The sequence below is a fragment of the Paenibacillus sepulcri genome (assembly GCF_042647105.1).
Classification (GTDB): Bacteria; Bacillota; Bacilli; order Paenibacillales; family Paenibacillaceae; genus Paenibacillus_Z; species Paenibacillus_Z sepulcri.
The window spans coordinates 674,669-701,316 of sequence record NZ_JBHRUP010000001.1; the positions used below are offsets into that span (position 1 = coordinate 674,669).

A 26,648-nucleotide genomic window follows, 5' to 3' on the forward strand; every position below is an offset into this window, starting at 1 on the left:
GCTCAAGAGCTATGCTTTATTTGCTGTCCTGCAGCAGCTTGTTGATATTGGCCTCGAACTGCGGTTTCACTTTATCCACTGCGGTTGCCGGCGATACTTTGCCTGTCGTGATATCCGTTACAACGCCTTCGAACAGCTTCTCGCCGTCCGGCACGCCGTAGTAAGAGATATACTCAATGCTGTCGGCCATCTGAGTCCGCGTATCGAGCGACTCTTTGCTCGGATAGGAGGATTCCCATGACTGCTTAGCCAATTGTCTGCCCTCGTCATGAAGGCTGATCTCATCCATAATCCTGGCAGCAGCTTCCGCATTCTTCGAATACTTCGATACCATAAACATGTTGCCAAAAGGCGTGTACGAAACGTATTTATCGGCTTTCGGGCCTTTCGGAAAGAACACATAACCGATCTCCTGGTCCTTCATGCTGTCCAGCAGCGTTCCAAGCTCCCAGCTGAATCCTGCATAGATGAGGCCTTTGCCTGCGATAAATTCCTTGCTGGCGTCTTCTGGAACAGGCTGCATAATCGACTTATCCGTGTTGTAGAGATCGGAGACAAACTGCAGCGCCTGTATCGTATTCTCGCTGTTCATGGAGAACTTGATTTCGCCGGCTGCGTCTTTATCCAGGGCGCCTTTGTTCGTGTACACCAGCTGCTCGGCCAAAGCTTTGGTTTTGCCGTACGCGCCGGCAAGGCCGAATACATCCGTTTTACCGTCGCCATTGGTGTCTTTGGTTCCCGATTTGGCGAATTCGCGGAATTTATCCCACGTCCATTCCCCTTTTTGCTGCAGCTCGTACGGATCTTCCAGACCCAGCTTCTGCACCAGCGTTTTGTTATAGTACATGCCGTAAGGGGAAGGAGCGGAATCCGTCATTCCGTACTGCTTGCCCTTGTAGCTGCCGCCGTTTTTCATCCAGCTGATGTATTTGGCATCGCTCAGATCCAGATACTCGTCTACGGGCTGGATAAATTCCTTGTTGACCAGCTGCGGGAACGCCCAGAACAGCTCAAGCAGGACGATATCCGCGAAAGGCGTTCCGGAAAGCGAAGTTGTAGTGAAGTTTTCCACATATTTGCCATAGTCGGCGAATTTTACGAATTCAATTTTTGTGTTATATTTTTTCTCGGCCGCTTCGATCAATTTGATCTGCGCTTCTTCCGCAGGGCCTTTCTCCGCGATCGTACGTGGATCGGCATCGTCATACCATACGCCGATTTTCACGGGAGCTCCCTGGAGATCAAAGGTCTTTTCCGCCGGCGCTGCCGGTTCCTCGGGAGCCGCTGCTTCCTCAGGCGCTGCCGCTTCATTGGCCGGAGCCGCGTTATTCGCTGCCGCCGGTTCCTCCGCGCCCGTATTGCCGCCGCTACCTGCATTATTGCTGGAACAGCCTGCTGCCGTAACCATAACGATCAATACGATGAGCAGCGAAGAGAGCCAATTGAACTTTTTCATTTAAAATCCCCCATCATCCGTTTAGGATCGAAATTTTAAAAACCTTAAGCATGAGCAGACGAACCCGAAAGCATGGAAACTTAAGCTTCTCCCTCCTTGTCACACCCGGATGAAAAGTAGAATGCGCTTACAAGCCAAGAACATAATGAGCATAAGCGATAAGACCCTCGTGGAAACTGACTTATGTAATTAGATATACTCTAATCATCGCTTACAGAAGTTATTATAATCGGGTATTTATTTTTTGTAAATATAGAATATACTTTATTTTATATTTTATCTATTTTGTTATACTCAATGAAAAAACCGCCGACCATCGCGGTCGGCGGTTTCTTACTTTCGCACCTATAAAACTTCAGCTTCCACTCGTTTTCAAGAGTGGCCCTGCACGGTCAAAATATCGGAAGGGCGGCCGCTTGAGTCCCTTTCCACCCAGCGGACAGGCACTTTGACGCTGTGATGCCCGGTATCTGTCCGTTCGATCAGCTGGACGATCAATTCCGCCGCCTTGCGGCCAATTTCATTATAATTCTGGGCAATTGTCGTTAACGGCACTTCAACATGCTGGGCAATCAAATGGTCATCGAAGCCTACAATAGACAGCTGCTCAGGAACCTGGACGCCCATCTCCAGCACATTTTTGAGAAGATCCACAGCCAGATGGTCATGCTCGGTCTGAACAGCCGTCACGCCGGACTGAATAAGCTTCGCCATCATTTCTTTATAGAACGTTTTGCTGTTCGCGGCGGTTACGTCCCGGTAAAAATCCGTCACCACAATCTCCGGATCGATTGTTATTTTATGATCCTTGAGCGCCTTGCAGTACCCTTGATAGCGGTCCCTGACAGAGCTGCGGAATTCAATGCTGATGCTGGATACAAAGGCAATCCGGTCATGACCCAGCTCAATGAGCCTCTTCGCCGTCATATAACCGCCCTCAAAATTATCCGAGACGACGCTTGTGATCGGCAGACTCTCAAAATATTGGTCAATGGTCACGATCGGATAGTCGTTCCAGTGAATCGCATGGATCAGGTCAACGTTGCTGATCGTGCTGATGGGATACAAAATAATGCCGCTCGGGCCATTCTTCGGCACTCTCAGCAGCAGCTCCTTCTCCTTGTCCTTGCTCCAGTTGCTGTCATGAATGCTTAAGTAATAGCCCTTGGCATCCAGATAATCCGAAGCCCCTTTTATCGTATCAAGCTCGCTTGTCGCCATATATGGCAATATCATGGAAATAATCCGGTTCGAATGAACAGCCCCCTGGTCGGGTGGTATGAATCCCTCTTGTTTCTTGACATAGCTTCCGCTTCCCCTGATGCGGTATATAAGCCCTTCGCGCTCCAGCTCGATCAATGCGCGCTTGGATGTAATACGGCTGACGCCTGACTGCTCCGCCAGCTCCACTTCCGTCGGAAGCTGCTGGTCAGGCGCATATTCCCCCGATTTGATTTTCTCCTTAAGCCGCTCCATAATAACCATGTACAACGGCTTATTCTCGCCTTGCATAGCACTCACTTCCAGTCCGTTCCTAAATTCATATTCACCATTGATTATATCAAATCCCAAGATTATAATGCAAATTAAATATATCAAATTAGTTTAGGGGACCATCTGTTTCTTCACTTTGTGCTGCCTTACCGTGTCAATAATGGTAATATCGGGGAAAGCAAGAAAAAGCATCGCCTGGTGACAAGGCGATGCTTTTTTTTCAACTATTTAATGATGCTTCAAATGCTCCAGCGTCTGCACGAAAATTTGCTCCACATGACTGTCATCAAGGGAATAGAATACAGTCTTGCCGACCTTGCGGCGCTTCACGATCCGATTATTCCGCAGGAACCGCAGCTGATGCGATACGGCCGATTGTCCCATGTCCAGCACCTGCGTCAGGTCGTGAACGCACAGCTCGCTCTGGGACAAGGCATGAATCATTTTGACACGGGTCGGATCTCCCAGCGTCTTGAACAAATCCGCGATTTCCGATGCATCCGAATCGTCGACCAGCTTCGCTTTAACGGAGCTTATATCCGCTGCCGTTCCGCTGCATGCTTCGTCACAGGCATCCTGAATCAATTTCTCCGTCACGTTATCCACCAACCACTTTTAGATTTGTTCCTTATTATAGCATCCGGGTTTCCATTGGGGAAGAATGGGTGTCCAACTATATCTTTAGCTTGTATGAACCGGAGATGGCTCCATTGAATAAATAAGAAGAAATAGCCGCATTGTCCTCTTGACGGCGTTCTCGTTATTTTACGTTATCATTCAAAAAAATAGGCATAATATTCATGGAATTGGGTTTGACAGGAAACTGCATCCGGAGTATCATATGAACATGTATTCATATATTTATGAAAGAGGGAATCCTCCATGAAGGAATATCGCGTGAAAGGTCTTTCCTGCGGCAACTGTGCGCTCGCAATCGAGAATCAGCTCAAACGTCTTGAATATGGCGAAACGGCCGAGCTTCATTACAATACAGGTAAACTGAAGCTTGATCCGCGCATATCCTTCGCTGCAGTGGAGAGCATTCTGAAAGCCGATCACGCCTATATTGAACGCGGGCAGGAGAGTCATCACGGGCATGAGGATCATGCGCACAGCCATGGCGAACACGATCACCAGCATGAGCATGGCGACGGGCATTCCCACAGCCACTCACACAGTCATGGGCATGGCTTGTTAGGTCCGATCAGGCTGCTTATCCTGTCCGCTGTCCTGTTTGCCGCAGCAATCATCATCGACGGTTCCGCTCATGAAGCCGTTCCGGTCAGCTTGTATCTGCTTGCTACCGTCCTGAGCGGGTACTCGACCTTTCTTCGCGGACTTCGCCATTTATGGTCCCTGCGGTTTACGATCGACACGCTGATGACCATTGCGCTCATTGGCGCCATCGCAATCGGAGAATGGAAGGAGGCAACGCTTGTCGCCATTCTGTTTGGCCTCAATGAAATTCTTGAAGGCCTCGGCATGGAGAAAGCGCGGCGTTCCATGGCCTCCCTTCTCAAGGTCGCTCCCAAGGAAGCTGTGAGACTCGAGGATGGCGTTGAGAAAACCGTTCCGATTGCCTCTCTCGCCGTTAACGATATCGTCATTGTTAAGCCAGGCGGAAAAATCCCTTCAGACGGCAAAGTCGTGGACGGCAAAAGCTCCGTCAATGAAGCGGCCATTACCGGTGAATCGCTGCCTGTGGAGAAATTCTCAGGCGAGCCTGTGTATGCCGGGAGCATTAATAATGAGGGTGTGCTGCGGGTCCAGATTGACAAAGCTTATGAGGACTCGTCGCTTGCCACGATTTTGCATTTGGTGGAGGAAGCCCAGGAAACCAAAACGCCTACAGAGCTCTTTATCAATAAATTCGCCAAATATTATACGCCCGCCATCATGGCTGCGGCTGTGCTGGTTATGATCGTTCCTCCCTTGATCCACGGAGGGGATTGGATCAAATGGCTGTATCAGGGGTTAGCTGTGCTTATTGTGGGATGCCCCTGCGCACTCATTTTATCTTCGCCTATTGCTATCGTATCGGGGATCACACGGAATGCGCGCAACGGCATACTCATTAAAGGCGGCGTCTTCCTGGAACAGCTGGGCCGAATCGATACGCTTGCCTTCGACAAGACCGGAACCTTAACCAAAGGGGAGCCGCATGTCGAGAAAGCGGTCGTGTATGATGAAGCCCGCTTCTACCAGGTGGCAGGATCCATCGAGAAGTCCTCCTCCCATCCACTTGCCAAGGCCATTATGAAGGACATTGCACAAAGAAACATCGAGCTGCCGGAAGCCGATGAAATCAGGACCGTCCCGGGAAGCGGCATCGTAGCCGAGATCCGGGGCGAGACCTATTGGCTGGGCAACGAGCAGAGCATCGGCCATATCAGCCTTCCCGACGACATTCTTGCGCAAATCATCAGCCTCAAGGAGCAGGGCCTGACTCTTGTGCTGGCTGCGGATAAGGACCGGGTGCTCGGCATGTTCGGCATTGCAGATGAGATCAGGGAAGAAAGCGCGGCCGTCATCCGCAAGCTGCACCGCGCCGGGATTCGCCAAACCGTCATGCTCACAGGCGATCATCAAAAAACGGCCGAGAAGGTCGCTGACATGGTCGGCGTCACCTCCTGTTTCAGCGGTCTGCTGCCAGAGGATAAGGTCAAGATTGTCAAGGATCTGGCAGCCCGCGGCCGCGTCGCGATGATCGGAGACGGCATCAACGATGCGCCCGCTCTTGCTTCCGCCCAGCTTGGCATCGCCATGGGCAAGGGAACCGACAGCGCCATCGAAACGGCGGATATCGTGCTTATGCAGGATCATCTGGGCAAGCTGCCGGAAGCCATCGGAATCGCCAAGCAGGTCAATGCGGTCATCCGTTTTAATATTGCCGTTGCTCTCGGACTGAAGCTGATTGCTTTGCTGCTGACGATCCCCGGCTGGCTGACGCTTTGGATCGCTATATTATCGGATATGGGCGCCACGATATTCGTTACTTTGGTGAGCTTGACGGTATTGATCAGCCGCCGGGATAAAGCAGGCTGATCAGCCATTGTGCAGTACCGGTGCACGATTCGAGACTTGAGATAAAGGTTTAATGATTCAACAAACAGCCATTCAGCAGCAATTAACTGCCAGGTGGCTGTTTTTTGATAGCAGTCTACTATTTATCCGGATGAATTTCTTCTGCCGCACGGTCCGATTCATATAAGGCCTGAACAATCCTGATTACGCTGCGCGCATATTCCCCCGAACACGCAGGCTCTATATCGTGTTGAATGCTTTCCAGCAGCTCGCGGTACTGAAGGACAAACGGGAGTACAGTCTGAGGGGCTTCAACGAGGCGGTATTTCCCTCCCTCGCTGATCCATAGACCGACTCCCGTTGCCAGCTTGATCATGCCGCGAGTGCCGATGATTTCCGTCTCGTTGCGGTTCACTCCGCCGTAGCCGCTTTGGCTGATCGTACAAGGAATGCCGCTTGCGGTACGGAGAAAAGCGACCCCGCTTCCCTCGATATCCCCTTTGGTGCCATGAAAACTGAGAGCTGCGTTCACCTGCGTGAAACAGCTGTCCGTCAGCCATTGGATCTTGTCTACCGAGTGGGAGCCCAGATTCATGAATATCCCGCCGCCGGACTTGGAGCGGTCGAAGAACCAGTCGGGACGATTGGGCAAATAATAATTGACGTGACGCGTATCATTAATCATGACAAGCTCGCCAATCCCGCCGCTTGCAATAATCTCTTTGGCCTTGATGTTCTCGGCAAAATAATGCTGGGTATGGCCTACCATCAGCTTGACCCTATGCATCCTTGCCGACTCTATCATTTGATCGCATTCTTCAACATCAAGCCCCATCGGCTTCTCCAGCATGATATGGCAGCCCTGCTCCGCACAGGCGACAGCCGCTTCCTTATGCAAATAATGGGGCAGCGTTATAACTGCTACATCCGGCTGTTCCTCTCTGAGCATCTCATTGTAATCCGTATACGCGCGGATATGATAATCGCCGGCAGCCTGCGCCGCACCCGCTTCACGGATATCCGCGATGGCGACGGCCTCAAGCTCATCCAGTTGCGAAATCGCCTTCAGATGGTCGCCGGATATCCCCCCGGCTCCGATAATCGCTGCTTTTAACATTTGCTGCTCCCGCCTCCCCTTCCCCAGAAAAAAGATTCCACGACTGTAACTGCTCCGGATTTATTCCCGGCCATACAATTCCTTCATGATCCGTTTCCCCGTCGGAGTCTGCGCAAGACCGCCCTTGGCCGTCTCCCTGTGCTTCACCGGCATTGCCGTTCCCACCTCGCGCATCACATCGATCACCTCATCCGAAGGAATGACACTGCGCACGCCGGCCAGTGCCATATCAGCCGCCGCAAGAGCGGTGACCGCTCCAAATCCGTTGCGCACAATGCAGGGAATCTCTACCAGTCCCCCCACCGGGTCGCAGATCAGGCCAAGCGAGTTCTTCAGCGCTAGACCGACGGCATGGACGGCTTGAGCGGGCGTTCCTCCCCTCATCTCGGTGAGCGCGCCGGCCGCCATGCCGATGGCAGAGCCAATCTCCGCCTGGCAGCCGCCTTCCGCGCCCGAGATAAAGGAATTGTTCGCAATCACATAGCCAATCGCCCCGGCTGCGAATAATCCTTCTACAAGCAGGCTGTCATCCCACCCGAAACGTTCCTGGGATTGAACGAAAACGCCGGGAATGATCCCGCATGAGCCTGCTGTCGGCGTCGCGACGATGCGCCCCATAGAAGCGTTCACTTCCGATACGGCGAGCGCATACGTCATCGCTGCGGCAGCATTGCCGCCCAGCGAGGGTTCTCCGTTCCCGGCGTAATCATGAAGACGTTTGGCGTCACCGCCCGTCAGACCGCTGCGGGAAAGCGTATCGGTTGTCAGACCTTTGTGGACGGCTTCTTTCATAATTTTGTAATAGGCGGCCATCTGGCTGAAGACAGCATCTTCATTCTTGTCCGTCTCCAGCGCCTGCTGCTGCAGCATCAAGCGTCCCATTGTAAGGCCGTCGGCTTCACAGCGCTCCTGCAGCTGCTGCAAGGATGCAAAATTCACAGCGCTGCCTCCTTCCCTTGCGCCAGATCCACAAGGCTGACCCGGTGAACATGGGTCAGCTCAAGAATTTGTCCCGCCACTTGCGGGGGAACCGGTTCATCCGTTTCGATCACCGTCAATGCATCTCCGCTTCTGCTTTTTCGGTCCAGATCCATATTGCCAATATTCAATTGCCTTGCTTTCATGATGGTTGTGATATCTGCCAGCATGCCGGGATAATCATCGTGGAAGATCAATAATGTCGGGTAATGGGCGGAAAATCGGACATCAAAGCCATTTACGGCGATGATCTCGATATTCCCGCCTCCGATCGAAGTGCCGGTCAACCGGTCCTCGTGCTGTTCGTCTCTGAGAATAATAAGGGCCGTGTTCGGATGCTCGGCCTGCTGTGTGCCTATGCGGAATACAACCTGCATGCCTGCCGACTCCGCCAGCTCCAGAGAATGGCGGATCCGCGAATCATCCGTACTGAAATCGAGCAGTCCGCCGACTATGGCAAGATCCGTCCCGTGACCGCGATAGGTCTCGGCAAATGAACCGTACAGGACAATTTCGGCATGCACGGGCATCGCCCCGAACAACCGGCGGGCTGCGCGTCCAAGCCGTGCGGCACCCGCTGTATGAGAGCTCGATGGTCCGATCATTCCAGGCCCGATGATGCTGAAAACATCCTTGAAGCGCATCCCTATCCCTCATTTCCACCAATCAATAAGCATTATTACGCTTGGGAAAGCCAGCTGCCCAGGTTTTCTTTGACAAATTCATCATCATTTAAATGCGGATAGTCCTGATAGATCCGGTCGATTTCTTCCGCTTGTCCCGGAGATAGAACCTCATGAGGATTGAGACACCAAGTGCCTTGAAGCAGTCCCTGTCTGCGCAGCACCTCATGAATGCCCGGAATGCATCCGGCAAATTGGTGGGCGGAATCAAAGAATGCCGCATTGGAATCCGTCACCTGAACGTTCCGTGTCAGCCATTCCAGGGGAATTTCCGGCAGCCTGCGCACCTTTTTGATTTCCTCCAGCAGCTTCACCGCTTCCCGCGTCCAGACCGACCAATGGCCCAGCAGCCCGCCGACAATCTGCTTCTCCACCGGCTTCCCGTCCACCATGAACTGATAGCGGCTGAGCAAATCATTAATGATATTGTCATCATTCCCCGTATACAGGGCGATATCATCCCGGCGGCTCGAATAGCAGACCGCCCTGACGACATCAATGGTCTGATAACGGTTGAAGGGAGCCATCTTGATGGCAATGACATTCGGAATCTCGGCAAATTCGCGCCAGAAGCCGAAGCTGAACACCTTGCCGCCCACAGACGGCTGCAAGTAGAAGCCGATGACCGGGATGATCTCCGCCACTTGTCTGGTCCGCGTCAGAATCTCCTGCTCGCTCCAGCCCTCAAGTCCGCCCATGCTGAGAAGACCCGCATCGTAGCCATGCTTCAATGCGGTTCCCGCTTCTTCCAGCGCCTGCCCGGCCGGTCCGCATAAGCCGGCTATCTTGATGAAGGGCCGGCTGATTCCGGCCAGATCAACCTCCTCAGCCGCCAGCCTCAGGACCGGCTCATACAGATTAAACGCCTTGTCGCGGATCTCGAACTGCGTCGAGTGAACCCCCACGGCAATGCCGCCGGAGCCCGACGCCATATAATACCGGGTCAGTGCCCGCTGCCGCCGCTCGTCAAGCTTCCGGTTCTCGTCTAATGCGAGTGGATGCGCCGGTATAACCATGCCCTCATGAACCGCCTTCAGCAGCTCCGGAGTCAATGCTCTCGCTGAACCTGTCATTAGAAGTCTCCCCTTCTTTCCTGAAAGTGAGTCGGCTTGTTCCAGGTCTGCCCGCCGGCCTGAATCCATTCAGCCGTCCAATCGATCAGCTGCAGCAGGGATACCCGCGGATATCCGAAATGCTGATGGGACCTGGATGCATTGCTGAGAAGAGCGGTATCCGCCTCGACGCCGGCAAACACGGCCTCGCTGCCGAGACGGCCTGCAAGCTCTTGTGCCGCCCAGCGGATGGACATGGTCTCCGGACCGGTAATATTCAGAATCGAAGGAGGATTTGAGCATTTGGTCAGGGAGCGCAGAGCCATCGCGTTCGCATCTCCCTGCCAGATGACATTGGCATAGCCCATCGTGAGGTCGATCGGTTTTCCCGCTTGAATAGACTTGGCCAGCTCAAGCAGAACGCCATAACGCATATCAATCGCATAGTTCAGCCGATAGATAAGCATCGGAGTGCCGTTCAATTGAGAGAAGTATTCGAATACGCGCTCCCTGCCAAGACAAGACTGCGCATACTCGCCAATCGGTCCCGGCGGAACGGACTCATTGACGCCGCCGCTCCCGACAGGAGAGAATGGATACACATTCCCGGAGGAAAACACGACGATACGGGAATCTTTATATTTGTCCGCTACTCTGCCCGGCAAATAGGCATTCATCGCCCATGTGAAATATTCTCTGCCTTTTGTGCCGAATTTATTGCCGGCCATATAGATGATATTCGCCGCATCCGGGAGCTTGCCAAGCTCGCCATCCTGGAGCAAATCGCAAGCGATTGTCTCTACTCCCGCTTCTTCCAGCTCGACTCTTGCTGCCTCGTCAGAGAAACGGGAAACGGCGATTACCCGCTTCGCGAGTCCTCCATCCCGGATTGCATTCATTGCCAGTCTTGCAAGGCTGGGTCCCATCTTGCCGCCTGCACCCAGAATCATAATGTCCCCGTCAACCGATGCCAGGTCGCGCACAAGGCTCTCGGATGGCTCAGCCAGTCTGGATTCCAATTCAACTACGGTTCTCATGGATTTGATAGCTCCTCTCCAATGGTTGTTAGGCTTATTATAATGAAGCTCCTTCATTTAAGACAAATCTTTAAATTGTCTTTTAATAGCTGTTGATGAATGAACAAAAAGACGCCTTGGCAGGCGCCTTTAATCATTCCGTTCCATTCGTTTTTTTCGCTTCTGGTTTCACTCGCAGCAGTTGTCCTGTTCAAATCTGCAGAAATTTTCCCGTGATTTTAAACCATCATTACAATTGGGTTGTATACTTGTTAGGAAAACAGGAGGAGGAAGAAACATACATATGGCAACGGTTGAAGCAAATTCCCCGAATAAGAGCAAAATAAAGGTGCTTATTGAATTATTGCAGGTTTCCACAAGGCTTGGCCTGACTTCCTTCGGGGGACCTGTCGCCCATCTTGGCTATTTTCATGAAGAATACGTACGCAGGCGTAAATGGATGGATGAACGCAGTTACGGGGATTTGGTGGCTTTGTGCCAATTCCTTCCCGGACCGGCAAGCAGTCAGGTAGGAATGGGAATCGGGATCATCCGGGGAGGACTGATCGGGGGAATCGTATCCTGGATCGGTTTTACACTGCCCTCTGTTATTGCCCTTGTGCTGTTCGCTTTTCTGCTGAAAGGCATGGATATCAGCGGCGCCGGGTGGCTGCACGGGCTCGAAATCGTCGCTGTCGCCGTTGTGGCCCAGGCCATCTTCGGCATGGGTCAGAAGCTTGCGCCCGATCGGAGCCGCATTACCCTGGCGATCGCCGCAGCGGCAGTCACATTGCTGTGGCAGACGGCATTCAGCCAGGTGGCGGTTATCATTGCCGCTGGCTTGCTCGGCGTTGTGATGTACCGGAATAGCGATGTCCCCGCTATTCACCCGATGGCTGTACCGGTAAGCCGCAGCATCGGCAACCTGTGTTTGCTGTTATTCCCCGTTCTTCTGGTTGCGCTGCCCTTCCTGCGCCAGCTTGGAATCAATGGCATGCTGCCGCTGTTTGACAGCTTTTACCGGGCAGGAGCTCTTGTATTCGGCGGGGGCCACGTCGTACTCCCGCTGCTGGAGAAGGAAGTGGTGCCGGCGGGCTGGGTCAGCAGGGAAAGCTTCATGGCTGGTTACGGCGCAGCCCAGGCGGTTCCCGGTCCACTGTTCACCTTTGCCGGATATTTAGGGGCTATGGCCAAAGGCATATCCGGAGCTGTCATAGCAACCGTTGCCATCTTCCTGCCCGCTTATTTGCTTATTGTCGGAGCGCTGCCATATTGGAGCATACTCCGCCAAAAGCCGGCCGTTCAAGGCGCGTTAACCGGCGTCAACGCGGCTGTTGTAGGTCTTCTCCTCGCTGCGCTTTATGATCCGTTGTGGACCACTGCCATTTTGAACCCGGTCGATTTTGTCCTGGCCGCGGTATTGTTTATTATGCTGTCTTTCTGGAAGCTGCCCCCATGGATCGTTGCCGCCGCCGGTGCGGCAGGCGGCACTTTTATCGGTTATTTGAGCATGTAATCATGCAGGCCATGAGCCGGTCGGGATGGCACGGTTGTTTTACGTGTTCAGTTCAACGGCTTCCATCGCGACCCTTTCCCAGATACGGTCAAGCGTCAAGGACAGGTTGGAGCCTCTTTGCGGATGCAGATACGGCTCCTTGCTGCGGAAATAATGCGGATGTCCGCCGAGTACCGTAATCGTCCCCAAGTGGCCGGGTGCATGCTTGAGCCGGTTCCAAAACGGCACGCCGAGCTTATTCCGGCTCCAGCCGCCCCAGCTCCCCAATCTGGTGATGGGATCCTTCAATATTCCGTCCTCATCGACCGCCTGAAAATAGCTTACCTTTTCACGCAAATCCCTTCGGATCGGCGTCTTGGGCGAACCAACCTGAATGATCCGGCAATCCGGAAGGATTCCCTCTCTGTTTAACAGCAGGGCAGCCCGATAAGCTGCGACGCCTCCTCCGCTGTGGCCGATAAACAGCACAGGATGACCTGCCGAGAGTTCACGTACCTGCGCAGCCACCGCCCTGCCTCCAGGACGATGCGAAATCCAAAAACGCGTCAGGTCCACGCCAACCTGAATAATTTGGCGAACCATGCTCTGCGTATGATCGCCATAAGGCAGCAGCTCGCGGATCACCGGATCCCGCCCTGCTTCGTGGAAACGGTGCTTCAGCTCCCGTTTGCATTCATCAAAAATAGTCGGTGTCGATGCAACCCCCGCAACCAAATAAATATGCCATTTTGGAGCTTCATCCAACATCATCATTTTCCTCACCGCCTGTTCGCTTCCGGCTGGGCCATACATGCCGCGGCCTCCTGCTGTTAGTATGGGACGGACAGCCCTTAATTCATTCCTTCATTTTTTACGATTGCCCGGCTGAAGTTCTTCAAAGTCATTTCGATGGAATATTATATTATGGTAAATTGAAAAGGGCCGCGTTTCCGCGGCACTTTGCTGACAAATTTTTCATTGGTTCGGGCTCCAAGCCGCCGCCGCTCCCGCAGATTGCGCAAATTTTCGTCTTTTCCTTGCTATTACATGCTGAACCGCTTGCGATAATCGCATTTCCTGCATAATTCCTCGACAACTTCTCTTCGCGAGAAGCCGTCGTACAGCTTATTGGCCCGCTCGCCCTCGATAATCTCGGAGAAAGGAGTGCGGTTGATGTTTCCCAGATTGATTGCGCCTTCGCCATCAAGACAGCAGGGAATCACGGTTCCGTCGACCAGTATCCCGGCCTGATTCCGCAGTCCGTGGCAGAAGCCCTTGCCTTCGTCCTCCTGCTCCTTGTAATCAGGCCATACGAATTCATGCTCCTGATTCAGGTAGATCCTGTCGGCTATTTTGATTCCGCTGCCGCGGACAAATTTATCCTCAATCTTATAATCAAGCCGGAATTCCTCTTCGATGATCTCCAGAATTTCCCGATTGCGGTTGCGCTCCAGATTGGTGGCATTATCCTGCGTCAGATTCCACAGCCGGAATGAAATCAGAATGTTCGAGGCCGCTACCGCTTCCTTGGCAAAAGCCAGCACACTCTTGATGTAACCTTGCTTGTCGGTTGAGCCTTCATGGCCGTCAAAGCTGTGCAGGGAGAAGTTGATTTGCCTGAGCGCCGGCTTTCCCATAATCTTGGGACCCGCTTTATGAAGAAGAGTGCCGTTGGAGGTCAAATTCACCTTGAAGCCCCGCTCATGGCTGAGATCCAGCAGTTGATCCAGCTTGGGATGGAGCATCGGCTCCCCCTTGACGTGAAAATAAATATGCTCCGTATGGGGCTTGATCTCATCGAGAATTTTCGTAAAGGCATCTATCTTAATGAAATTCGCCTGCCGCTTTGTCGGGGGACAGAAGGTGCAGGACAGATTGCAAACGCTCGTAATCTCGATATAAAATTTTTTGAACTTTTTCAATGCTTATGCTCCGTTCGGCGAAATGAGTGAATAATTATGTCATTATTATATCATAGGAATGCGAGAATACGGCTACGATTTCTTGTCAAAAAAGATATGTTTGGCTTTCACCGCCCCATTATTCAGCTCCAGCACACCGAAGGAATACAAGGACTGTCTTCTCTTGTCCGTTGGCGATCCCGGATTCATAATCAGCACCTCTTTATTCCGTTTCAATACGGGAATATGGGAATGTCCGTATATGATCACGTCCAGATCCCCGTTCTGGAAGCTTCCGAGCGCGCATGCCTCCGTATCGATTCGTTTGCCTGCTCCATGCCCGTGAACGATGCCGATGCGGCACCCTTCCATGGTCAGCAGCTTGATCAAACCAAACCTTGCGATAATCTCCGGACCGTCATTATTGCCCGCCACCCCGTCGGTAGGCGCATAGCCCGCCAGTTCCTCATATACGGATATCTGCGTCCAGTCTCCTGCATGCAAAATATGGTCCGCAGTACGAAGCTCACGCACCAGGCGCGCAGGCAGCCTCTTGTTCATCCTTGGCATATGAGTGTCCGAAACAACAATAATCCTCATTTGCTGCCGCACCTCGCCTTTCACAATTTCTCCCTCAGAATCAAGGTATGATATGCAGCCGCATCCTGGTTCCGCATAATTTGGTCATAATGAGACCCTCAGCTTGATCAGTTTCTCAGGCTTGTTCATGAAGCTTGCATTCCGGTAAACCCGCTCCAACTCCTCGGCATACCGGTCGAACTGCTGAAGGGAAGCAGCAGATAAATTTGCAACCAGAATACCGCAGCCCGGCACTCCGGGATTAACCTCTGTGGAGGTGCTGCCTATACTTCCAATATAGAAGTCAATACCGGATAAATTAGCATCCACATCCTTCAACAAGGCTTGAAGCCGGTTATGCAGCTCCTTCTGCTGCTCCAATGTTTCATAACCGTACCACAGCATCGTTCTGACGCCGCGCCCTGCGGCTTTCACGAACAAATCGGCATAAGACCTCCCGTTGTCATTCTCTTCAAGAATCCGGTAAGGGTCGATGTGGAGAAATGTTTCATAGCCCATCTGTTCCACCTCAGACCAGAGAAGATCAATGGAATCGCCCGATAGAGTCTGAACAAGGCTTTGCAAATTTTGTTCATCCGCATATATTCTGATATCGGCCAAAGGCTCCTCCTCGATATCGCAAAACAAATACCTGCCTCTGTCCTTCAGCAGCTCCATGGCAAGGCCTGGTGAGCCCAGATAAGCGGAAATACCATTTTGGGCTCCCTGCATAAGATTCACAAGCTCAATATAAGGGGAATGCCCGATAAACGGATAGTCGTTCCGCTCAAGCTCATGAAGCAGATGAAAGATGCCATATTCTCTCCGGCTTGTCTGGTCCAGAAGATACTTTGGAAATGCGGAATTGGATTCAACGTAACGATTCGGGCACTCTTCTTTCAGAAAAAAGCATAAGGGCAGATGCTTCCAAACATCGCCGATTTCGCCATAATGCGTATAAGGCATGGTGCATCCCCTTTCAGTTTTAGAAAAGCAGCAGCTTGTGAAGCCGGTCCTGTTCGGGCAGGACATCAAAGTATGCCATCTTTCGTCAATTCCGCTCATGCGTACAATCGGCCCAATCGGGGTATAATTTCATGAAGACATTTTCTCGCGAGGAGGGATTGATCATGAAAAAAGTACTCATGACTGCAGCCGGACTGGGAATCGTTTATTTAATGAGAAACAAAGAGGCCCGCGAAAAACTCATGCACAGAGTGCAGTCCTTTGCGGACAGAGCCAAGCATCCGCATATATAATTTGGAAAGCGGAATTTGAATGTTTCTAACCTTATAGAAAATTATAGGCGAGAAACATCTACATTCTATAAAGTTGAAACAAACCGCCCGGCTAATGGTAGCCGGGCGGTTTGTTTCAGGCTCAGAAGTAATGGCTGCTCTTGCCCGGAATGCTTAATTATATAATCAATATGGATCTGAAGCATATGCGACAGGAACTGTCAGAAAATCAGGAAGGCCTCAGTTCAAGCCGCCCAATACCGGATGCGGCAAATACGGCTCTTCCAGACTCGAAACTTCTTCGGCAGTCAGCTGCAGAGACAAGGCAGCAACCGCATCATCCAAATGATGGGATTTGGTAGCGCCTACGATCGGAGCGGTAACAGGCGACTTTTGCAGTACCCAGGCAAGCGCTACCTGCGCCCGCGGGACTCCACGTTTCTCGGCCAGCTCAGCAACACGCTGAGCGACCTTGCGGTCGGCGTCGGCTGTTTCGGAGAAGAGCTTTTTGCCGAATTCGTCGGTCTGCGAACGTTCGCTCGTTTCATTCCAATCGCGCGTCAGGCGTCCCCGTGCAAGCGGACTCCATGGAATAACGCCGATCCCTTCCGCCTCGCACAATGGCAGCATCTCACGCTCTTCCTCCCGGTACAGAAGGTTCAGGTAGTTCTGCATGCTGACAAAGCGTGTCCAGCCGTTGCGCTCGGAAACAAACAGCGATTTCTGAAACTGCCACGCATACATGGAGGAAGCGCCGATATAGCGGGCTTTGCCGGATTTCACGACATCATGCAGCGCCTCCATCGTCTCTTCAATGGGGGTATTGGCATCCCAGCGGTGAATCTGGTACAGATCAACATAGTCTGTTCCGAGCCGCTTCAAGCTGTTGTCGATCTCGCTCAGGATCGCTTTGCGCGACAATCCCGCACCGTTAGCACCGGGATGCATACGGCCGTGAACCTTGGTAGCAATGACGATCTCATCGCGATTGGCATAATCGCCGAGCGCCCGTCCGACAATTTCCTCGCTGGTGCCATCGGAGTAAACATTAGCCGTATCAAAAAAGTTGATGCCAAGCTCAAGCGCCTTCTTGATGAAAGGACGGCTGTCCTCCTCATTCAGCGACCATGGATGCGGACCACGCTCCGGAACGCCATAGCTCATACAGCCAAGACATATACGGGAGACATCAAGACCTGTTTTGCCAAGCTTTACATAATTCATGGAATCATCCCTTCTTTCCATTGCTATTATTCTCCTCTTTTATCCTATCAGAAAAATACGCTTACAGCCAAACATAAACGGCGGGAAGCCATCTCAAGAAACGAAAGAAACACGCCCTTCAATGAAGAAGAGCGTGTTCCCTGCAATCTCTGTTCGATGGAATAACGTCAATTCCCCTTAGCATTGTGGGCAGAAGGCCGTTGACCGCCGATACTGCCTACTTCTGCTTATACACGCTGTTTTCCACATCACTGCCAAGCACCAGCTGCTTCAACGGGACCATTGAATCGTCCGGAACATAGTATTTGAAAGGATTGTCGCTAATCTCGCCCAGCAGCTGCCTGCGGATGGGACTCGCGTCCTTCAGCAGCCGTTCCGATGCGGTTTTGTAGTCAATGGGCCTCATCCAGATGGGGCTGTAGCCAAGAAACAGCTGCCGCCTTGTGAATGACGATTGGTTGGGCGCCCCGGCATGCCAGAGATTTTGCGGAAAAATAAATACGTCGCCGGGCTCTCCGCATACCTGCATCTCATCCGGCAGCTCCTCCCGCACATTTTGCGTATCCGGACGGTAGACTACATTATGGGAACGGGGAATGATCTTGGTGTTGCCGCGGTTGGGCTCTGACATGTCGCTCAGCATGTAGCAGGTTTTGATATAGTAGGTCGCCGCAAGGCCGTTGATCTCGGGAAACTGCGGATGCGGCCCGTCCTGATGCCAGTTGATAAAGCTGCTCGTGCTGGTCTTGATGTCGTCCGGATTCGGCTTGCGCACGGTCAAATGCGAGATATGCAGCTGGATATTGTGGCGGAGCAGCCGGACGATAAGCGGCAGCACGGCGGGTTCATCAATCAGCGAAGCAATCTCCTCATGGCGCTCCACACTGTTGTAAATATTATAGGACAGCGACTCCGGTTCTTCTGCCAGAATCCCGTCAACCGCCTGATTCAGCCTCGCCACCTTATCCGCAGACAGCACCCCTTTGAGCAGCAGATAACCTTCCTCGTGAAACTGTCTGGCCAATTCCTCAATATTGAGCTGATGATTACTCATTGTCAGATCCTCCACACTTTAATAATCCAAAATACGTCTTCACTTGCACATCATCCCGTGTACATCCTGCCGGCTACCGAAATAGCCGGCATCCGCACAGCTTCTTTTATTTCAGAAATCCAAGCTTCGCCAGCTGTTCCTGTGCCGAATCGATATACATCTTGTAATTCATGGACGTATCCAAGGTATTCAGAAAAGCATCGTATTCCTCAATCGGCCGTTTGCCATAAACAAACTTGGTCAGCTCTTCCTCGATATAGCGCGTTGCGTCGGCGGCGTTATAATTATCCGGGAAATCGATAAATCCGCCATAGGTTTCAATATGCGGCTGATTGGCGGCAAAATCGACGAATGCCTTTTGCGGCGCGAACTTCACCGACAGATAGTCCTTCTCCGGTCGTCCTGTAAATTGATAGAGCCAGAAATAGGCGCCTTCCTTGCCCAGCAGCTCCGTAGGAACGACGGTATCGCCTTCGATATTGTAATGCTTGCCTTCCACGCCGTATTGAACCAGATTGGAGCCGTCAGTGGACACATAATTGAGCAGCTCAATCACTTTGTCCAGCTTTTCGGGATTTTTCTCCAGCGCCTTCGGAATCGCATACAGCGCCGGTGTCATCCCCACATCCCATGCGCTGGCGAATTTGCCCCCGGGGCCTTCCGGCGCCTCGATCTGAATCCACTCGGCATCCGGATTCACCGCCTTGATCTGTTCGGTGAACTGGTCCTTCGTCATATTCGGCCAGTCGATATAGATGATGCCGGCCTGGCCCTTGATCGCCTTCTCCTGATGCTGCAGCCCGGAATTGGCCATCAGCTCCGGATCGACCGCTCCTGCGTCGACAAGCTTCCTGATAAAGGTCAATGCATCCTTCATGCCGGGATCATGGAGCGAATTCACGAGCTTATTGTCGCGGATATACATGGTGGGGCTGCCATCGAAGCCGATGCCATAGGCACCGAAGACAGAACTGAAAGTGCCTAATTTGGCTCCGGTCATGCCAAATGTGTCCTTCTTGCCATTGCCGTCAGGGTCCTGATCCGTGAAAGCCTTCGCGACAGTATACAGATCATCCAGCGTTTTGGGCGGCTGCAGACCCAGCTTATCCAGCCAGTCCTTCCTTACCCAATAGGTGTTGTAAGGAATTTGAGGCGATTTGGCAATCGCATAGACGCGGTCATTGAACATGCCCTTCTTCAAGCTGTCCTCGCCGATGAAATCAATCGTCGGCTTCAGCTTCTCGAGATAATCCGACAGATCCAGCAGCAGCCCCTGTTCGGAGAACTGCTTCAGCTGCAGGCGGTCGACCGTGAACAAATCGGGAAAATTCGCCGACGCCATACGGACATTCAGCTGATTTTTGTAATCATCTCCGGACGCATAGACCGTCAGATTCAGGTCCGTTCCAAGCTTGCTGTCCAGCTCCTGCTTGATGATATCCTGATCCGGCGAAGGCAGGCCGTTCCCCGGCTCGATAATATCAATCTTCACCGCTTTGCCGGGAGCTTCCGCAGCAGGCGCTGCAGTATTTGGCTGACCTCCCGCTGTCGTCGTTTCATCCTTGCTTCCGCAGCCGGCGAGCAGCGTACCCGACAGTACGGCTGCCATAACCAGGCCGAGAATCCTGCTTCTTTTCACCATGTGATCCAACCCCTCTCGTATTTTTCATCTTCATAACCGGCATCGGCGATTTAGCCCTTCACGGAGCCGAGCAGCATGCCTTTGGTGAAATGCTTCTGGATGAATGGATAAACGATAATAATAGGCAAACTCGCTGTAATAACGGAGGCCATCTGCATGGTCTCGGTCGGCAGGACATTATCGACATTTTCCAGAGGCTGCTGCGTCATCATCAGAATTTCACGAATGATGACCTGCAGCGGGAACAGCGAGCGGTCTGTCACATACATAATCGCTTGAAAAAATTCATTCCAGTGCCCAACCATATAAAACAGGCCAATGGTAAGCATGGAAGGAACGGACAGCGGGATGACGATCTGCAGTAGAATCCGCAGCTCCTTCGCGCCGTCAATCCGCGCTGATTCGAACAGCTCCTCAGGCATGCCTTCGTAGAAGCTTTTCATGATCAGCACATTGAAGCTCCATACCGCGTTCGGAAGAATCATCGACCATACGGAATCCAGCAGCCCCAGCGATTTCACCACGAGATAAGTCGGGATCAGTCCTCCGCTGAACAGCATGGTGAACAGGATCAGCATCAGGAACAGGCTTCGCCCCGGCATCAGCTTGCGGCTGAGCGGATAGGCCATCAAGGCTGTCAGAATCAGGTTGACCAAGGTCCCGACGATTGTAATGAATGCCGTCACCGCAAGCGCCCTCGGAATGCCGGTCTGGGTAAACAGCTGGCCGTACGCCGAGAACGTAATGCGCTTGGGGATAAGAATGAAGCCGCCGTTCTTCAGCACCTCCGAGATCGGCGTGATGGATACGGTTACGACGTACATGAGCGGAAGAATGGCCGAAAGCGCGGCAATTCCGAGAAACACATAGACGATGAAGTTAACGATGCGGTCCTCCAGGCTTTTTACCATATGCCCTCACCCCATTTCTTGGCCAGCTGATTGGAGCCGAGCACAAGCACGAGGCCGATCAACGATTTGAACAATCCTACTGCGGCTCCGAGACTGAAGTTCAGCTGCTGCAGACCGGTCCGGAACACCCAGGTATCAAGAATATCCGCGACCGCATACACCTGGATATTGTATAAAATATAGATCTGATCAAAGCCCGCATCCATGATCTGGCCCAGCTTCAAAATAAACAACAGCACAATCACATTGCGGATACCCGGCAGTGTAATATGCCAGATCATCCGGAATCTGCCTGACCCGTCCACCCTTGCCGCCTCATACAGCGTCGGATCAATTCCCGTCATTGCGGCCAGATAGATGATCGCCCCCCCAGCCGAGGTCCTTCCAGATTTCCGAGCCTACCAGGATTGCCCGAAAATGATCAGGCGAGGTCAGAAACGGGATGGAGCTGAAGCCCAGATCCTCCAGCCAGCGGTTGAACAGGCCTGAGCTTTGCGACAGCAGGGCCAGCAGAATCCCGTAGATAATGACCCATGAGAGAAAATGCGGCATATACGTCAGTGTCTGCACGATCGACTTGAACCACTTATGCCGGCATTCATTCAGCAGCAGCGCCATCAGGATCGGCGGCACAATCCCGAATATCAGCTTGTAGAAGCTGATGAGAAACGTATTGACGAGCAGCTGCGAGAAATAAGGCGAATGAAAAAACTGCTCGAAATATTTGTACCAGGGATCCGCCCATTTGCTGTGAAGCATGCCGTCCAGGATGCTGTAATCCTTGAAGGCAATAATAACCCCGTACATCGGCAGGTAACGGAACAAAATGTAATACAGAATTCCGGGCAGCAGCATCAGATAAAATGCACGGTATGCCCATACCCTTTTTCCCAGCTGTTTCATCTGTGGCCCGGGCTTCTTGGGAGCCGTCACCGCAGCCGTGGCCCACTTATCCATGAAATCACCTCACTGTAAGATGTGTGCGCTTACATTTTGCGTGATTTCAGTATAGCAAGCCCGGATTAGCCGTTCTATGCAGTGATTATGCGAAACTGTTCCAATTCTTGCAACCGCTTACGAATCAGGCGGAAATTCATCGGGTTTGACCGCAGGCAGCTCCACGCGGACCAGCATGCCCTTCATCGGCAGACTGAACACCCTGAGTCCATACGGCTGCCCGTAGTGCAGACGGATTCTTTCATGCACATTCATAATGCCGATACCCGTAAAACGGTCCTTGCTCGGGGGCGTGCGCCTCTCGGAGAAAATCGTTTCAAGCTGATGCTTGTCCATGCCCACGCCATCGTCCCGGATGATGAAAACAAGCTTGTCGCGAACCAGCTTCGTGCGGATGGTTATCCTTCCTTTGCGCCTCTGCGGCGCGATTCCGTGAAAGATCGCATTCTCCACAAGCGGCTGCAGCGTCAGCTTCAGCACCGTGCAGCGGAGCGCGGCCGGATCCGTATCCAGCTCAAGCGAGAATTTATCGCCGTACCTCACCTGCTGGATATGGACATACATCATCAGCCCGTCCAGCTCCTCCTTCAGCGTGACGAACTCGCTTTGCTTATCGAAGCTGAACGACAACAAACCGACCAACGATTTGATCGTCTCGCGGACGGCGTCGGTCTTCTGCTGCTTGGCAAGACTGCTGATGCAGGCCAGCGTATTGTACAGGAAATGAGGCGCGATCTGGCTTTGCAGCATCTTTAGCTCCAGCTGCAGCTTGTGGGATTCCGCTTCCTTGATTTCATGAACCAGATGCTGGATGCGCTCCATCATGGCGTTATAGCTTTTGGCCAGCATGCCGATCTCGTCGCTGCGGTTGACGGTGATCGCCGAGAGAATTTCCACTTCGCGCACACGGTTCATTTTGGCTGCAAGCGTGCGGATCGGATAAGCAAAATAACGGCTCATCAGGTAGGAGCCGAACAGCAGCAGCACAAACCAGATCACGGCGACATTGCCGTAATTGCGGTACAGCATCGTAATATTTTGATAGAAATAGCTGTTCTCATAGAAAGCGATGAAATGCCAGCCCAGCCGGTTCACTCCGGCCTTGACCGCCACTAGCTTGCCGGTTGGCCCGTTAAGCTGCGATACGCCCACCTTGAGGTTGGCCATTTCGCTTAAAAAACCGCTGTCCAGGCTGGGCGGGAATACGTTCGTGTGGTAAGGCAGCAGACGGTAGAAGCTGAGCGGCAGGCTGGCATCAAAGGATTGCACGGCATTGCCCTTGCTGGTAATAATGGCAAAGGTCTGATTCTTCGTATTCATGAAGGTAGCCAGCAGCCCCGTCAGCTTGTTCAAATCGACCTCCACAACCGCCATCCCTTTAAAGCTGCGGTCGCCGCCGGCAATGGGAAGCACGAAAGCGACGGTCCGGCCGGAAAGCGGCGAATCGTAGGGCTCCGTAATGAACACGCCATAGCTGCTTCTGGCCTGCTCCAGCAGACTGCCCAGAATGGGGTTGCCCATGATTTCGAAGTTCACCTGCGTATTGGAGACCACCCTTCCATCCTTGCGCACCAGGTACAGCGTCCGGTACAAGGTGCTGTTCTGGCCGGCATACTGGCGCAGCAGCTCAATCGCTTCCCCTTCTTTATCCTCGTCCAGGAGGTCGGGGCGTTCGCGGAGCATCAGCAGGATGCTCTGCACATTGTCGAGGTAAGCGTTCAAATACAGATTGGTGCGGTCGATAATAATTTCCGAGTCGCTGACCACCTGTTTGCGGAACAGCTGCTCGGCGTCCTTCAGGTTCAGCCAGGCGAGCAGGCCAAAAAGCAGCAGAGTGCCGATGAACAGAAACAGAAAATGCTTCAAGGCGATACTCCAGCTGCTGACATTCAGCGTCCATCTCGGCAATTCGCATCATCCTTTCTTGAATTCGGTGGGAGAGACGCCCGTTATCCCCCGAAAGACGACAGAGAAATAACGGTAGCTGGGGATACCGACACGCTCGGCCACCTCATAGACCTTAAGCGTGGTTGTCTTCAGCAGACGGATCGCCTGATCAATCCGCAGGCGGGTCAAATAATCGTTAAAGGCCTCGCCGGTTTCTTCCTTGAACAAGCGGCTCAGATAAAAGGAGCTAAGGCCCACCTCCGCCGCCACGGAAGTCAAGGTTAGCGGCTCTGCAAGATCCCGGGCCATAAGTTCCATGGCCAGCAGCACCTCTTTGCGGCGTTTCCGCGGCTCGCCTGCCCCATTTTCATCCATTGCCGAAGAGCCGGCAGCTGCTGACTGGTCTGCCACCACTTCGCCTGAATTATGAAAATAAGCAAGCGATGGACCAGGCTCCGTTCGCTTAAGCGCGGCAAGCAGCTCCGTGTTATCGGCAGCAGAGCCTCCAAGCAAGGTGAAGAGCTTGACTTCCCCGCTAAGATAGGGCAGCTTCCGGTCCAGCCCCTGCTGCAGTGCCGTCATCAGCTTCCCGGCTGCCGGCTTGATCTGAGCCTGGGCCGCTTCGCTATTATCGGCAGCTCTGAACCAGAGCATATAATCCGTTTCGCCAAGCGGAGTCCAATCGAATGGCAGCGCCGTTATTAGCCGTTGATCATCCAGCGTCTCATTCAAGGCGACGGCAACCTCGTAACGGTATTCCGGCTTGCATACAGCATGCAGCCTCGCTGCTGAAAGAGAAGAACCATCTGGTCCGGAAGCGCTTTCGGATGCCGCCGTGACAGCTGCAAGCCGCTGAACCAGATTCTCCCCGCTGCCGCCTTCCTTCACCAGCTTGGCCAGCAGCCTGGAGAGCTCGATCCGTTTGCCGTACCGCTCGCTGCGGCGGTTTACCCGTTCGCGGCGGATCGCCTCCCGCGCCTTATCGAGCACCTCACGCATTTCCTCATCCTCCAGAGCCACCTTGATCAGATAATCAAGCGCCCCCAGCTTGAGCGCTTCTCTGGCATACTCAAATTCACTGTGGCAGGTCAGCAGTACAATCTGTGTGAGCGGATATTGGCTGCGTATGCTCCGGCACAGCTCCAGACCGTCCATGACCGGCATCGTGATATCCGTAATCACTACATCCGGCTGCATCCCGCCGCACATCTGCAGCGCTTCTGCGCCATTTTCGGCTTCGCCGATCAGCTCTGCTCCATAATCCTGCCATGGAAATAACCGCAATTCCTCCCGCAGCGGCAGCTCGTCATCGACAATAAGAACAGTCAAGGCAGGCTCTGATGTCACTGGTGTCCAACCCCCCGCAAGATATAGTAAAGTACAAGTTTAGAAATGATATATTATCAGCAAAAATCAAATATGAATAGAGGCTGTTCATGAATTCGAGGCAAAATGATTGTGAGCGGTGAGAGCTGATTGACCCATAACCAAAAAGCCGCGGATAATAGATCCGTGGCTTCGTCTGGAATTATATGACGGCTGCAATGCCCGTTTATGTTATACGATGAAATAAATTACGCCTGCTGTGCCGCCTCAATCTCAATGAAAATCTTCACCTGGTCTCCGACCATGATGCCGCCTGTCTCAAGAATGGCATTATAGGTTAATCCATAATCGCTGCGGTTCAGCACCCCTTTGCCGCTGAAGCCTGATTTGACATTTCCCCACGGATCCTTCTCCATGCCTTCGAAGGTAACCGAGAAGGTTTCGGAGCGGGTAATGCCATGCAGGGTGACATCGCCCGTCACGTCGTACTCATTGCCCTTGACTCTTGTGATGCTTGTTGCCCTGAACAGCATCTGCGGGTATTGCTCAACATCGAAGAAATCGGCGTTGCGCAAATGCTCGTCACGGTCTTTATTGCGGGTATCCACGCTTTCAAGATCAATAACAAATTCGATTTCTGCCGTTGTCAAATCCTCTGGATCAGCGACCACCTTGGCCGAGAAATTATGAAAGGCGCCTTTCACATTGCTCACCATCAAGTGACGAATCGAGAAATCCAGACTGCTGTGCGGCGCGTCGATAACCCAGGTAGACTTTGCCATTATTCCTTCTCCTTTGTTATTGAAATATTGTACATACAAAATAAGATTTACTATCAGTATGACAAGGTTAGCGGAATAGTTGAAGTACGCACTTTAATGTACCTTAGGCACAAAAAAAATACCGTCAAGCGCCAGAGTAAAAAGAACCGGAAAGCACATTCTTGCCCGTGCATTCCGGCTCTCCTCTTCCGTTAGGATTTCCCTGATTTGTCGGCCAGCCCGATCATCATTACGACAAGCACGAGTAGCTGAATGAGCAGTTCCAGACTCATTTCATTCCCTCCATTGCTTACGGTAATGCTCCTTCGATGCCGGCTTCTCCTCTAATGGCTCCAAGCCGTCCTCTGACAGCTCAAGCTGTGCTTCTTCCTTCATTTACGTCTCCCAATACCATCTATATGTTCAACAAATTTTATTTATGACGGGTGGTGAATCACTGGATTTCAATCCGGATATCATCCTGCTGCTCATCATAGCTAATGTGCAGCTCCTTATTGTCGAGATACCAGAGATTGTCTTCTTCCATATAGAAAATGATGCCCTCCACTGAATAATGAAGCCCAAGATTCCTTGGGGTATCCCGGGTTACGCCAAGCGAGAAGCCGGGCTGGACGCTCCCGCTGCCGCCAAGACGAACAAACAATTTCAAGAAGTCACCCTCGGTTAGAGCCATTTCTCTCTTGTACCACTGGGCTGCAGGCTGTTCGACTACAATTCTCATCGATTTCCTCTCCCTATATAAAATTTGTCCATCCCGCTGGCTGGTCTGCCGGCTTGCTCACTCCTGTAATCTCCATTTTATCTTACTATATGAAAAATGAAAACGCTTTAT

At 52.4% G+C, this 26,648-nt stretch carries 23 protein-coding genes and 1 pseudogene; 3 read left to right on the forward strand and 21 right to left on the reverse strand.

Annotation, left to right across the window (positions count from 1 at the left end; translation table 11 throughout):
* Nucleotides 1–16: 16 nt before the first annotated feature.
* The 3 genes from ACFOLF_RS02965 to ACFOLF_RS02975 all read right to left on the reverse strand — a co-directional run bounded on the left by ACFOLF_RS02965 (nt 17) and on the right by ACFOLF_RS02975 (nt 3,556).
* The gene (locus ACFOLF_RS02965) at nt 17–1,456 is read right to left on the reverse strand and encodes an ABC transporter substrate-binding protein (RefSeq protein WP_210039893.1); all 1,440 of its coding nucleotides are present in this window, start codon (nt 1,454–1,456) and stop codon (nt 17–19) included.
* A gap of 372 nt (nt 1,457–1,828) precedes the next feature.
* Nucleotides 1,829–2,968, reverse strand: a complete 1,140-nt coding sequence (locus ACFOLF_RS02970; RefSeq protein WP_210040011.1) for a GntR family transcriptional regulator — start codon at nt 2,966–2,968, stop codon at nt 1,829–1,831.
* A 210-nt stretch (nt 2,969–3,178) separates the two neighbouring features.
* Nucleotides 3,179–3,556, reverse strand: a complete 378-nt coding sequence (locus ACFOLF_RS02975) for an ArsR/SmtB family transcription factor (protein ID WP_210039892.1) — start codon at nt 3,554–3,556, stop codon at nt 3,179–3,181.
* Between the two features lie 276 nt (nt 3,557–3,832).
* On the opposite strand from ACFOLF_RS02975, the gene ACFOLF_RS02980 reads away from it, so the two are divergent.
* On the forward strand, nt 3,833–5,995 hold the full coding sequence (locus ACFOLF_RS02980) for a heavy metal translocating P-type ATPase (RefSeq protein ID WP_210039891.1): 2,163 nt from the start codon (nt 3,833–3,835) through the stop codon (nt 5,993–5,995).
* Between the two features lie 118 nt (nt 5,996–6,113).
* Here ACFOLF_RS02980 and ACFOLF_RS02985 read toward each other — a convergent pair whose 3' ends face one another.
* Genes ACFOLF_RS02985 through ACFOLF_RS03005 form a run of 5 tightly spaced genes read right to left on the reverse strand, consistent with a single transcriptional unit; the run spans nt 6,114 to nt 10,841 of the window.
* The gene (locus ACFOLF_RS02985) at nt 6,114–7,091 is read right to left on the reverse strand and encodes a Gfo/Idh/MocA family protein (protein ID WP_210039890.1); all 978 of its coding nucleotides are present in this window, start codon (nt 7,089–7,091) and stop codon (nt 6,114–6,116) included.
* A gap of 60 nt (nt 7,092–7,151) precedes the next feature.
* The gene (gene sdaAA / locus ACFOLF_RS02990; protein ID WP_210039889.1) at nt 7,152–8,030 is read right to left on the reverse strand and encodes an L-serine ammonia-lyase, iron-sulfur-dependent, subunit alpha; all 879 of its coding nucleotides are present in this window, start codon (nt 8,028–8,030) and stop codon (nt 7,152–7,154) included.
* Entirely contained in the window at nt 8,027–8,713 is a 687-nt protein-coding gene (gene sdaAB, locus ACFOLF_RS02995) for an L-serine ammonia-lyase, iron-sulfur-dependent subunit beta (RefSeq protein WP_210039888.1), read from the reverse strand. The genes sdaAA and sdaAB overlap by 4 nt, the downstream gene beginning before the upstream one ends.
* Before the next feature lie 35 nt (nt 8,714–8,748).
* Complete coding sequence (locus ACFOLF_RS03000) at nt 8,749–9,825, reverse strand: dihydrodipicolinate synthase family protein (protein WP_210039887.1); 1,077 nt, start codon at nt 9,823–9,825, stop codon at nt 8,749–8,751.
* A complete protein-coding gene (locus ACFOLF_RS03005) occupies nt 9,825–10,841 on the reverse strand; it encodes an NAD-dependent epimerase/dehydratase family protein (protein WP_210039886.1) in 1,017 nt (338 codons plus the stop codon). Before ACFOLF_RS03005 ends, ACFOLF_RS03000 begins: the two co-directional genes overlap by 1 nt.
* A gap of 283 nt (nt 10,842–11,124) precedes the next feature.
* On the opposite strand from ACFOLF_RS03005, the gene chrA reads away from it, so the two are divergent.
* Nucleotides 11,125–12,336: a chromate efflux transporter gene (chrA, locus tag ACFOLF_RS03010; protein ID WP_210039885.1), complete on the forward strand. Its 1,212-nt coding sequence runs from the start codon at nt 11,125–11,127 to the stop codon at nt 12,334–12,336.
* Nucleotides 12,337–12,375: 39 nt separating this feature from the next.
* Here the strand turns inward: chrA and ACFOLF_RS03015 are convergent, their stop codons facing one another.
* The 4 genes from ACFOLF_RS03015 to ACFOLF_RS03030 form a co-directional block, all read right to left on the reverse strand.
* Nucleotides 12,376–13,128, reverse strand: a complete 753-nt coding sequence (locus tag ACFOLF_RS03015) for a hypothetical protein (protein ID WP_210039884.1) — start codon at nt 13,126–13,128, stop codon at nt 12,376–12,378.
* Nucleotides 13,129–13,358: 230 nt separating this feature from the next.
* Nucleotides 13,359–14,237: a radical SAM/SPASM domain-containing protein gene (locus tag ACFOLF_RS03020; protein ID WP_210039883.1), complete on the reverse strand. Its 879-nt coding sequence runs from the start codon at nt 14,235–14,237 to the stop codon at nt 13,359–13,361.
* A gap of 72 nt (nt 14,238–14,309) precedes the next feature.
* Nucleotides 14,310–14,816 carry a metallophosphoesterase family protein gene (locus ACFOLF_RS03025; RefSeq protein WP_210039882.1) on the reverse strand — a complete coding sequence of 169 codons (507 nt, stop codon included), beginning with the start codon at nt 14,814–14,816 and terminating at the stop codon, nt 14,310–14,312.
* 84 nt (nt 14,817–14,900) lie between these two features.
* A complete protein-coding gene (locus tag ACFOLF_RS03030; RefSeq protein ID WP_210039881.1) occupies nt 14,901–15,761 on the reverse strand; it encodes a 23S rRNA (adenine(2030)-N(6))-methyltransferase RlmJ in 861 nt (286 codons plus the stop codon).
* 164 nt (nt 15,762–15,925) lie between these two features.
* On the opposite strand from ACFOLF_RS03030, the gene ACFOLF_RS03035 reads away from it, so the two are divergent.
* Nucleotides 15,926–16,054, forward strand: a complete 129-nt coding sequence (locus ACFOLF_RS03035) for a hypothetical protein (protein WP_379113321.1) — start codon at nt 15,926–15,928, stop codon at nt 16,052–16,054.
* A gap of 219 nt (nt 16,055–16,273) precedes the next feature.
* On the opposite strand, the gene ACFOLF_RS03040 is transcribed toward ACFOLF_RS03035, so the two are convergent.
* The 9 genes and pseudogenes from ACFOLF_RS03040 to ACFOLF_RS03080 all read right to left on the reverse strand — a co-directional run bounded on the left by ACFOLF_RS03040 (nt 16,274) and on the right by ACFOLF_RS03080 (nt 26,537).
* On the reverse strand, nt 16,274–17,257 hold the full coding sequence (locus tag ACFOLF_RS03040) for an aldo/keto reductase (protein ID WP_210040010.1): 984 nt from the start codon (nt 17,255–17,257) through the stop codon (nt 16,274–16,276).
* 217 nt (nt 17,258–17,474) lie between these two features.
* On the reverse strand, nt 17,475–18,311 hold the full coding sequence (locus ACFOLF_RS03045; protein ID WP_210039880.1) for a phytanoyl-CoA dioxygenase family protein: 837 nt from the start codon (nt 18,309–18,311) through the stop codon (nt 17,475–17,477).
* A 106-nt stretch (nt 18,312–18,417) separates the two neighbouring features.
* Nucleotides 18,418–19,953, reverse strand: a complete 1,536-nt coding sequence (locus ACFOLF_RS03050) for an extracellular solute-binding protein (RefSeq protein ID WP_210039879.1) — start codon at nt 19,951–19,953, stop codon at nt 18,418–18,420.
* Nucleotides 19,954–20,003: 50 nt separating this feature from the next.
* Nucleotides 20,004–20,864, reverse strand: a complete 861-nt coding sequence (locus ACFOLF_RS03055; RefSeq protein WP_210039878.1) for a carbohydrate ABC transporter permease — start codon at nt 20,862–20,864, stop codon at nt 20,004–20,006.
* Nucleotides 20,858–21,767: pseudogene (locus ACFOLF_RS03060) on the reverse strand (ABC transporter permease). The gene ACFOLF_RS03055 and the pseudogene ACFOLF_RS03060 overlap by 7 nt, the downstream one beginning before the upstream one ends.
* A gap of 171 nt (nt 21,768–21,938) precedes the next feature.
* Nucleotides 21,939–23,729: a histidine kinase gene (locus ACFOLF_RS03065; protein WP_210039876.1), complete on the reverse strand. Its 1,791-nt coding sequence runs from the start codon at nt 23,727–23,729 to the stop codon at nt 21,939–21,941.
* A 6-nt stretch (nt 23,730–23,735) separates the two neighbouring features.
* Nucleotides 23,736–25,055 carry a response regulator transcription factor gene (locus tag ACFOLF_RS03070; protein WP_210039875.1) on the reverse strand — a complete coding sequence of 440 codons (1,320 nt, stop codon included), beginning with the start codon at nt 25,053–25,055 and terminating at the stop codon, nt 23,736–23,738.
* A gap of 227 nt (nt 25,056–25,282) precedes the next feature.
* Nucleotides 25,283–25,816, reverse strand: coding sequence for a YceI family protein (locus tag ACFOLF_RS03075; RefSeq protein WP_210039874.1), 534 nt, complete (start codon nt 25,814–25,816; stop codon nt 25,283–25,285).
* A gap of 433 nt (nt 25,817–26,249) precedes the next feature.
* Nucleotides 26,250–26,537, reverse strand: a complete 288-nt coding sequence (locus tag ACFOLF_RS03080; RefSeq protein WP_210039873.1) for a HesB/YadR/YfhF family protein — start codon at nt 26,535–26,537, stop codon at nt 26,250–26,252.
* Nucleotides 26,538–26,648: the final 111 nt, after the last annotated feature.

What these genes read in the sequence shown, in the direction of transcription:
- ACFOLF_RS03000 (WP_210039887.1), bottom strand. Translation starts at nt 9,825, where the DNA reads ATGACAGGTTCAGCGAGAGCATTGACTCCGGAGCTGCTGAAGGCGGTT.
- ACFOLF_RS02980 (WP_210039891.1), top strand. Translation starts at nt 3,833, where the DNA reads ATGAAGGAATATCGCGTGAAAGGTCTTTCCTGCGGCAACTGTGCGCTC.
- ACFOLF_RS02985 (WP_210039890.1), bottom strand. Translation starts at nt 7,091, where the DNA reads ATGTTAAAAGCAGCGATTATCGGAGCCGGGGGGATATCCGGCGACCAT.
- ACFOLF_RS03030 (WP_210039881.1), bottom strand. Translation starts at nt 15,761, where the DNA reads ATGCCTTATACGCATTATGGCGAAATCGGCGATGTTTGGAAGCATCTG.
- ACFOLF_RS03025 (WP_210039882.1), bottom strand. Translation starts at nt 14,816, where the DNA reads ATGAGGATTATTGTTGTTTCGGACACTCATATGCCAAGGATGAACAAG.
- ACFOLF_RS03045 (WP_210039880.1), bottom strand. Translation starts at nt 18,311, where the DNA reads ATGAGTAATCATCAGCTCAATATTGAGGAATTGGCCAGACAGTTTCAC.
- ACFOLF_RS02970 (WP_210040011.1), bottom strand. Translation starts at nt 2,968, where the DNA reads ATGCAAGGCGAGAATAAGCCGTTGTACATGGTTATTATGGAGCGGCTT.
- ACFOLF_RS03005 (WP_210039886.1), bottom strand. Translation starts at nt 10,841, where the DNA reads ATGAGAACCGTAGTTGAATTGGAATCCAGACTGGCTGAGCCATCCGAG.
- ACFOLF_RS03075 (WP_210039874.1), bottom strand. Translation starts at nt 25,816, where the DNA reads ATGGCAAAGTCTACCTGGGTTATCGACGCGCCGCACAGCAGTCTGGAT.
- chrA (WP_210039885.1), top strand. Translation starts at nt 11,125, where the DNA reads ATGGCAACGGTTGAAGCAAATTCCCCGAATAAGAGCAAAATAAAGGTG.
- ACFOLF_RS02965 (WP_210039893.1), bottom strand. Translation starts at nt 1,456, where the DNA reads ATGAAAAAGTTCAATTGGCTCTCTTCGCTGCTCATCGTATTGATCGTT.
- ACFOLF_RS03055 (WP_210039878.1), bottom strand. Translation starts at nt 20,864, where the DNA reads ATGGTAAAAAGCCTGGAGGACCGCATCGTTAACTTCATCGTCTATGTG.
- ACFOLF_RS03035 (WP_379113321.1), top strand. Translation starts at nt 15,926, where the DNA reads ATGAAAAAAGTACTCATGACTGCAGCCGGACTGGGAATCGTTTATTTA.
- sdaAB (WP_210039888.1), bottom strand. Translation starts at nt 8,713, where the DNA reads ATGCGCTTCAAGGATGTTTTCAGCATCATCGGGCCTGGAATGATCGGA.
- ACFOLF_RS03040 (WP_210040010.1), bottom strand. Translation starts at nt 17,257, where the DNA reads ATGAATTATGTAAAGCTTGGCAAAACAGGTCTTGATGTCTCCCGTATA.
- ACFOLF_RS03015 (WP_210039884.1), bottom strand. Translation starts at nt 13,128, where the DNA reads ATGTATGGCCCAGCCGGAAGCGAACAGGCGGTGAGGAAAATGATGATG.
- ACFOLF_RS03050 (WP_210039879.1), bottom strand. Translation starts at nt 19,953, where the DNA reads ATGGTGAAAAGAAGCAGGATTCTCGGCCTGGTTATGGCAGCCGTACTG.
- ACFOLF_RS03080 (WP_210039873.1), bottom strand. Translation starts at nt 26,537, where the DNA reads ATGAGAATTGTAGTCGAACAGCCTGCAGCCCAGTGGTACAAGAGAGAA.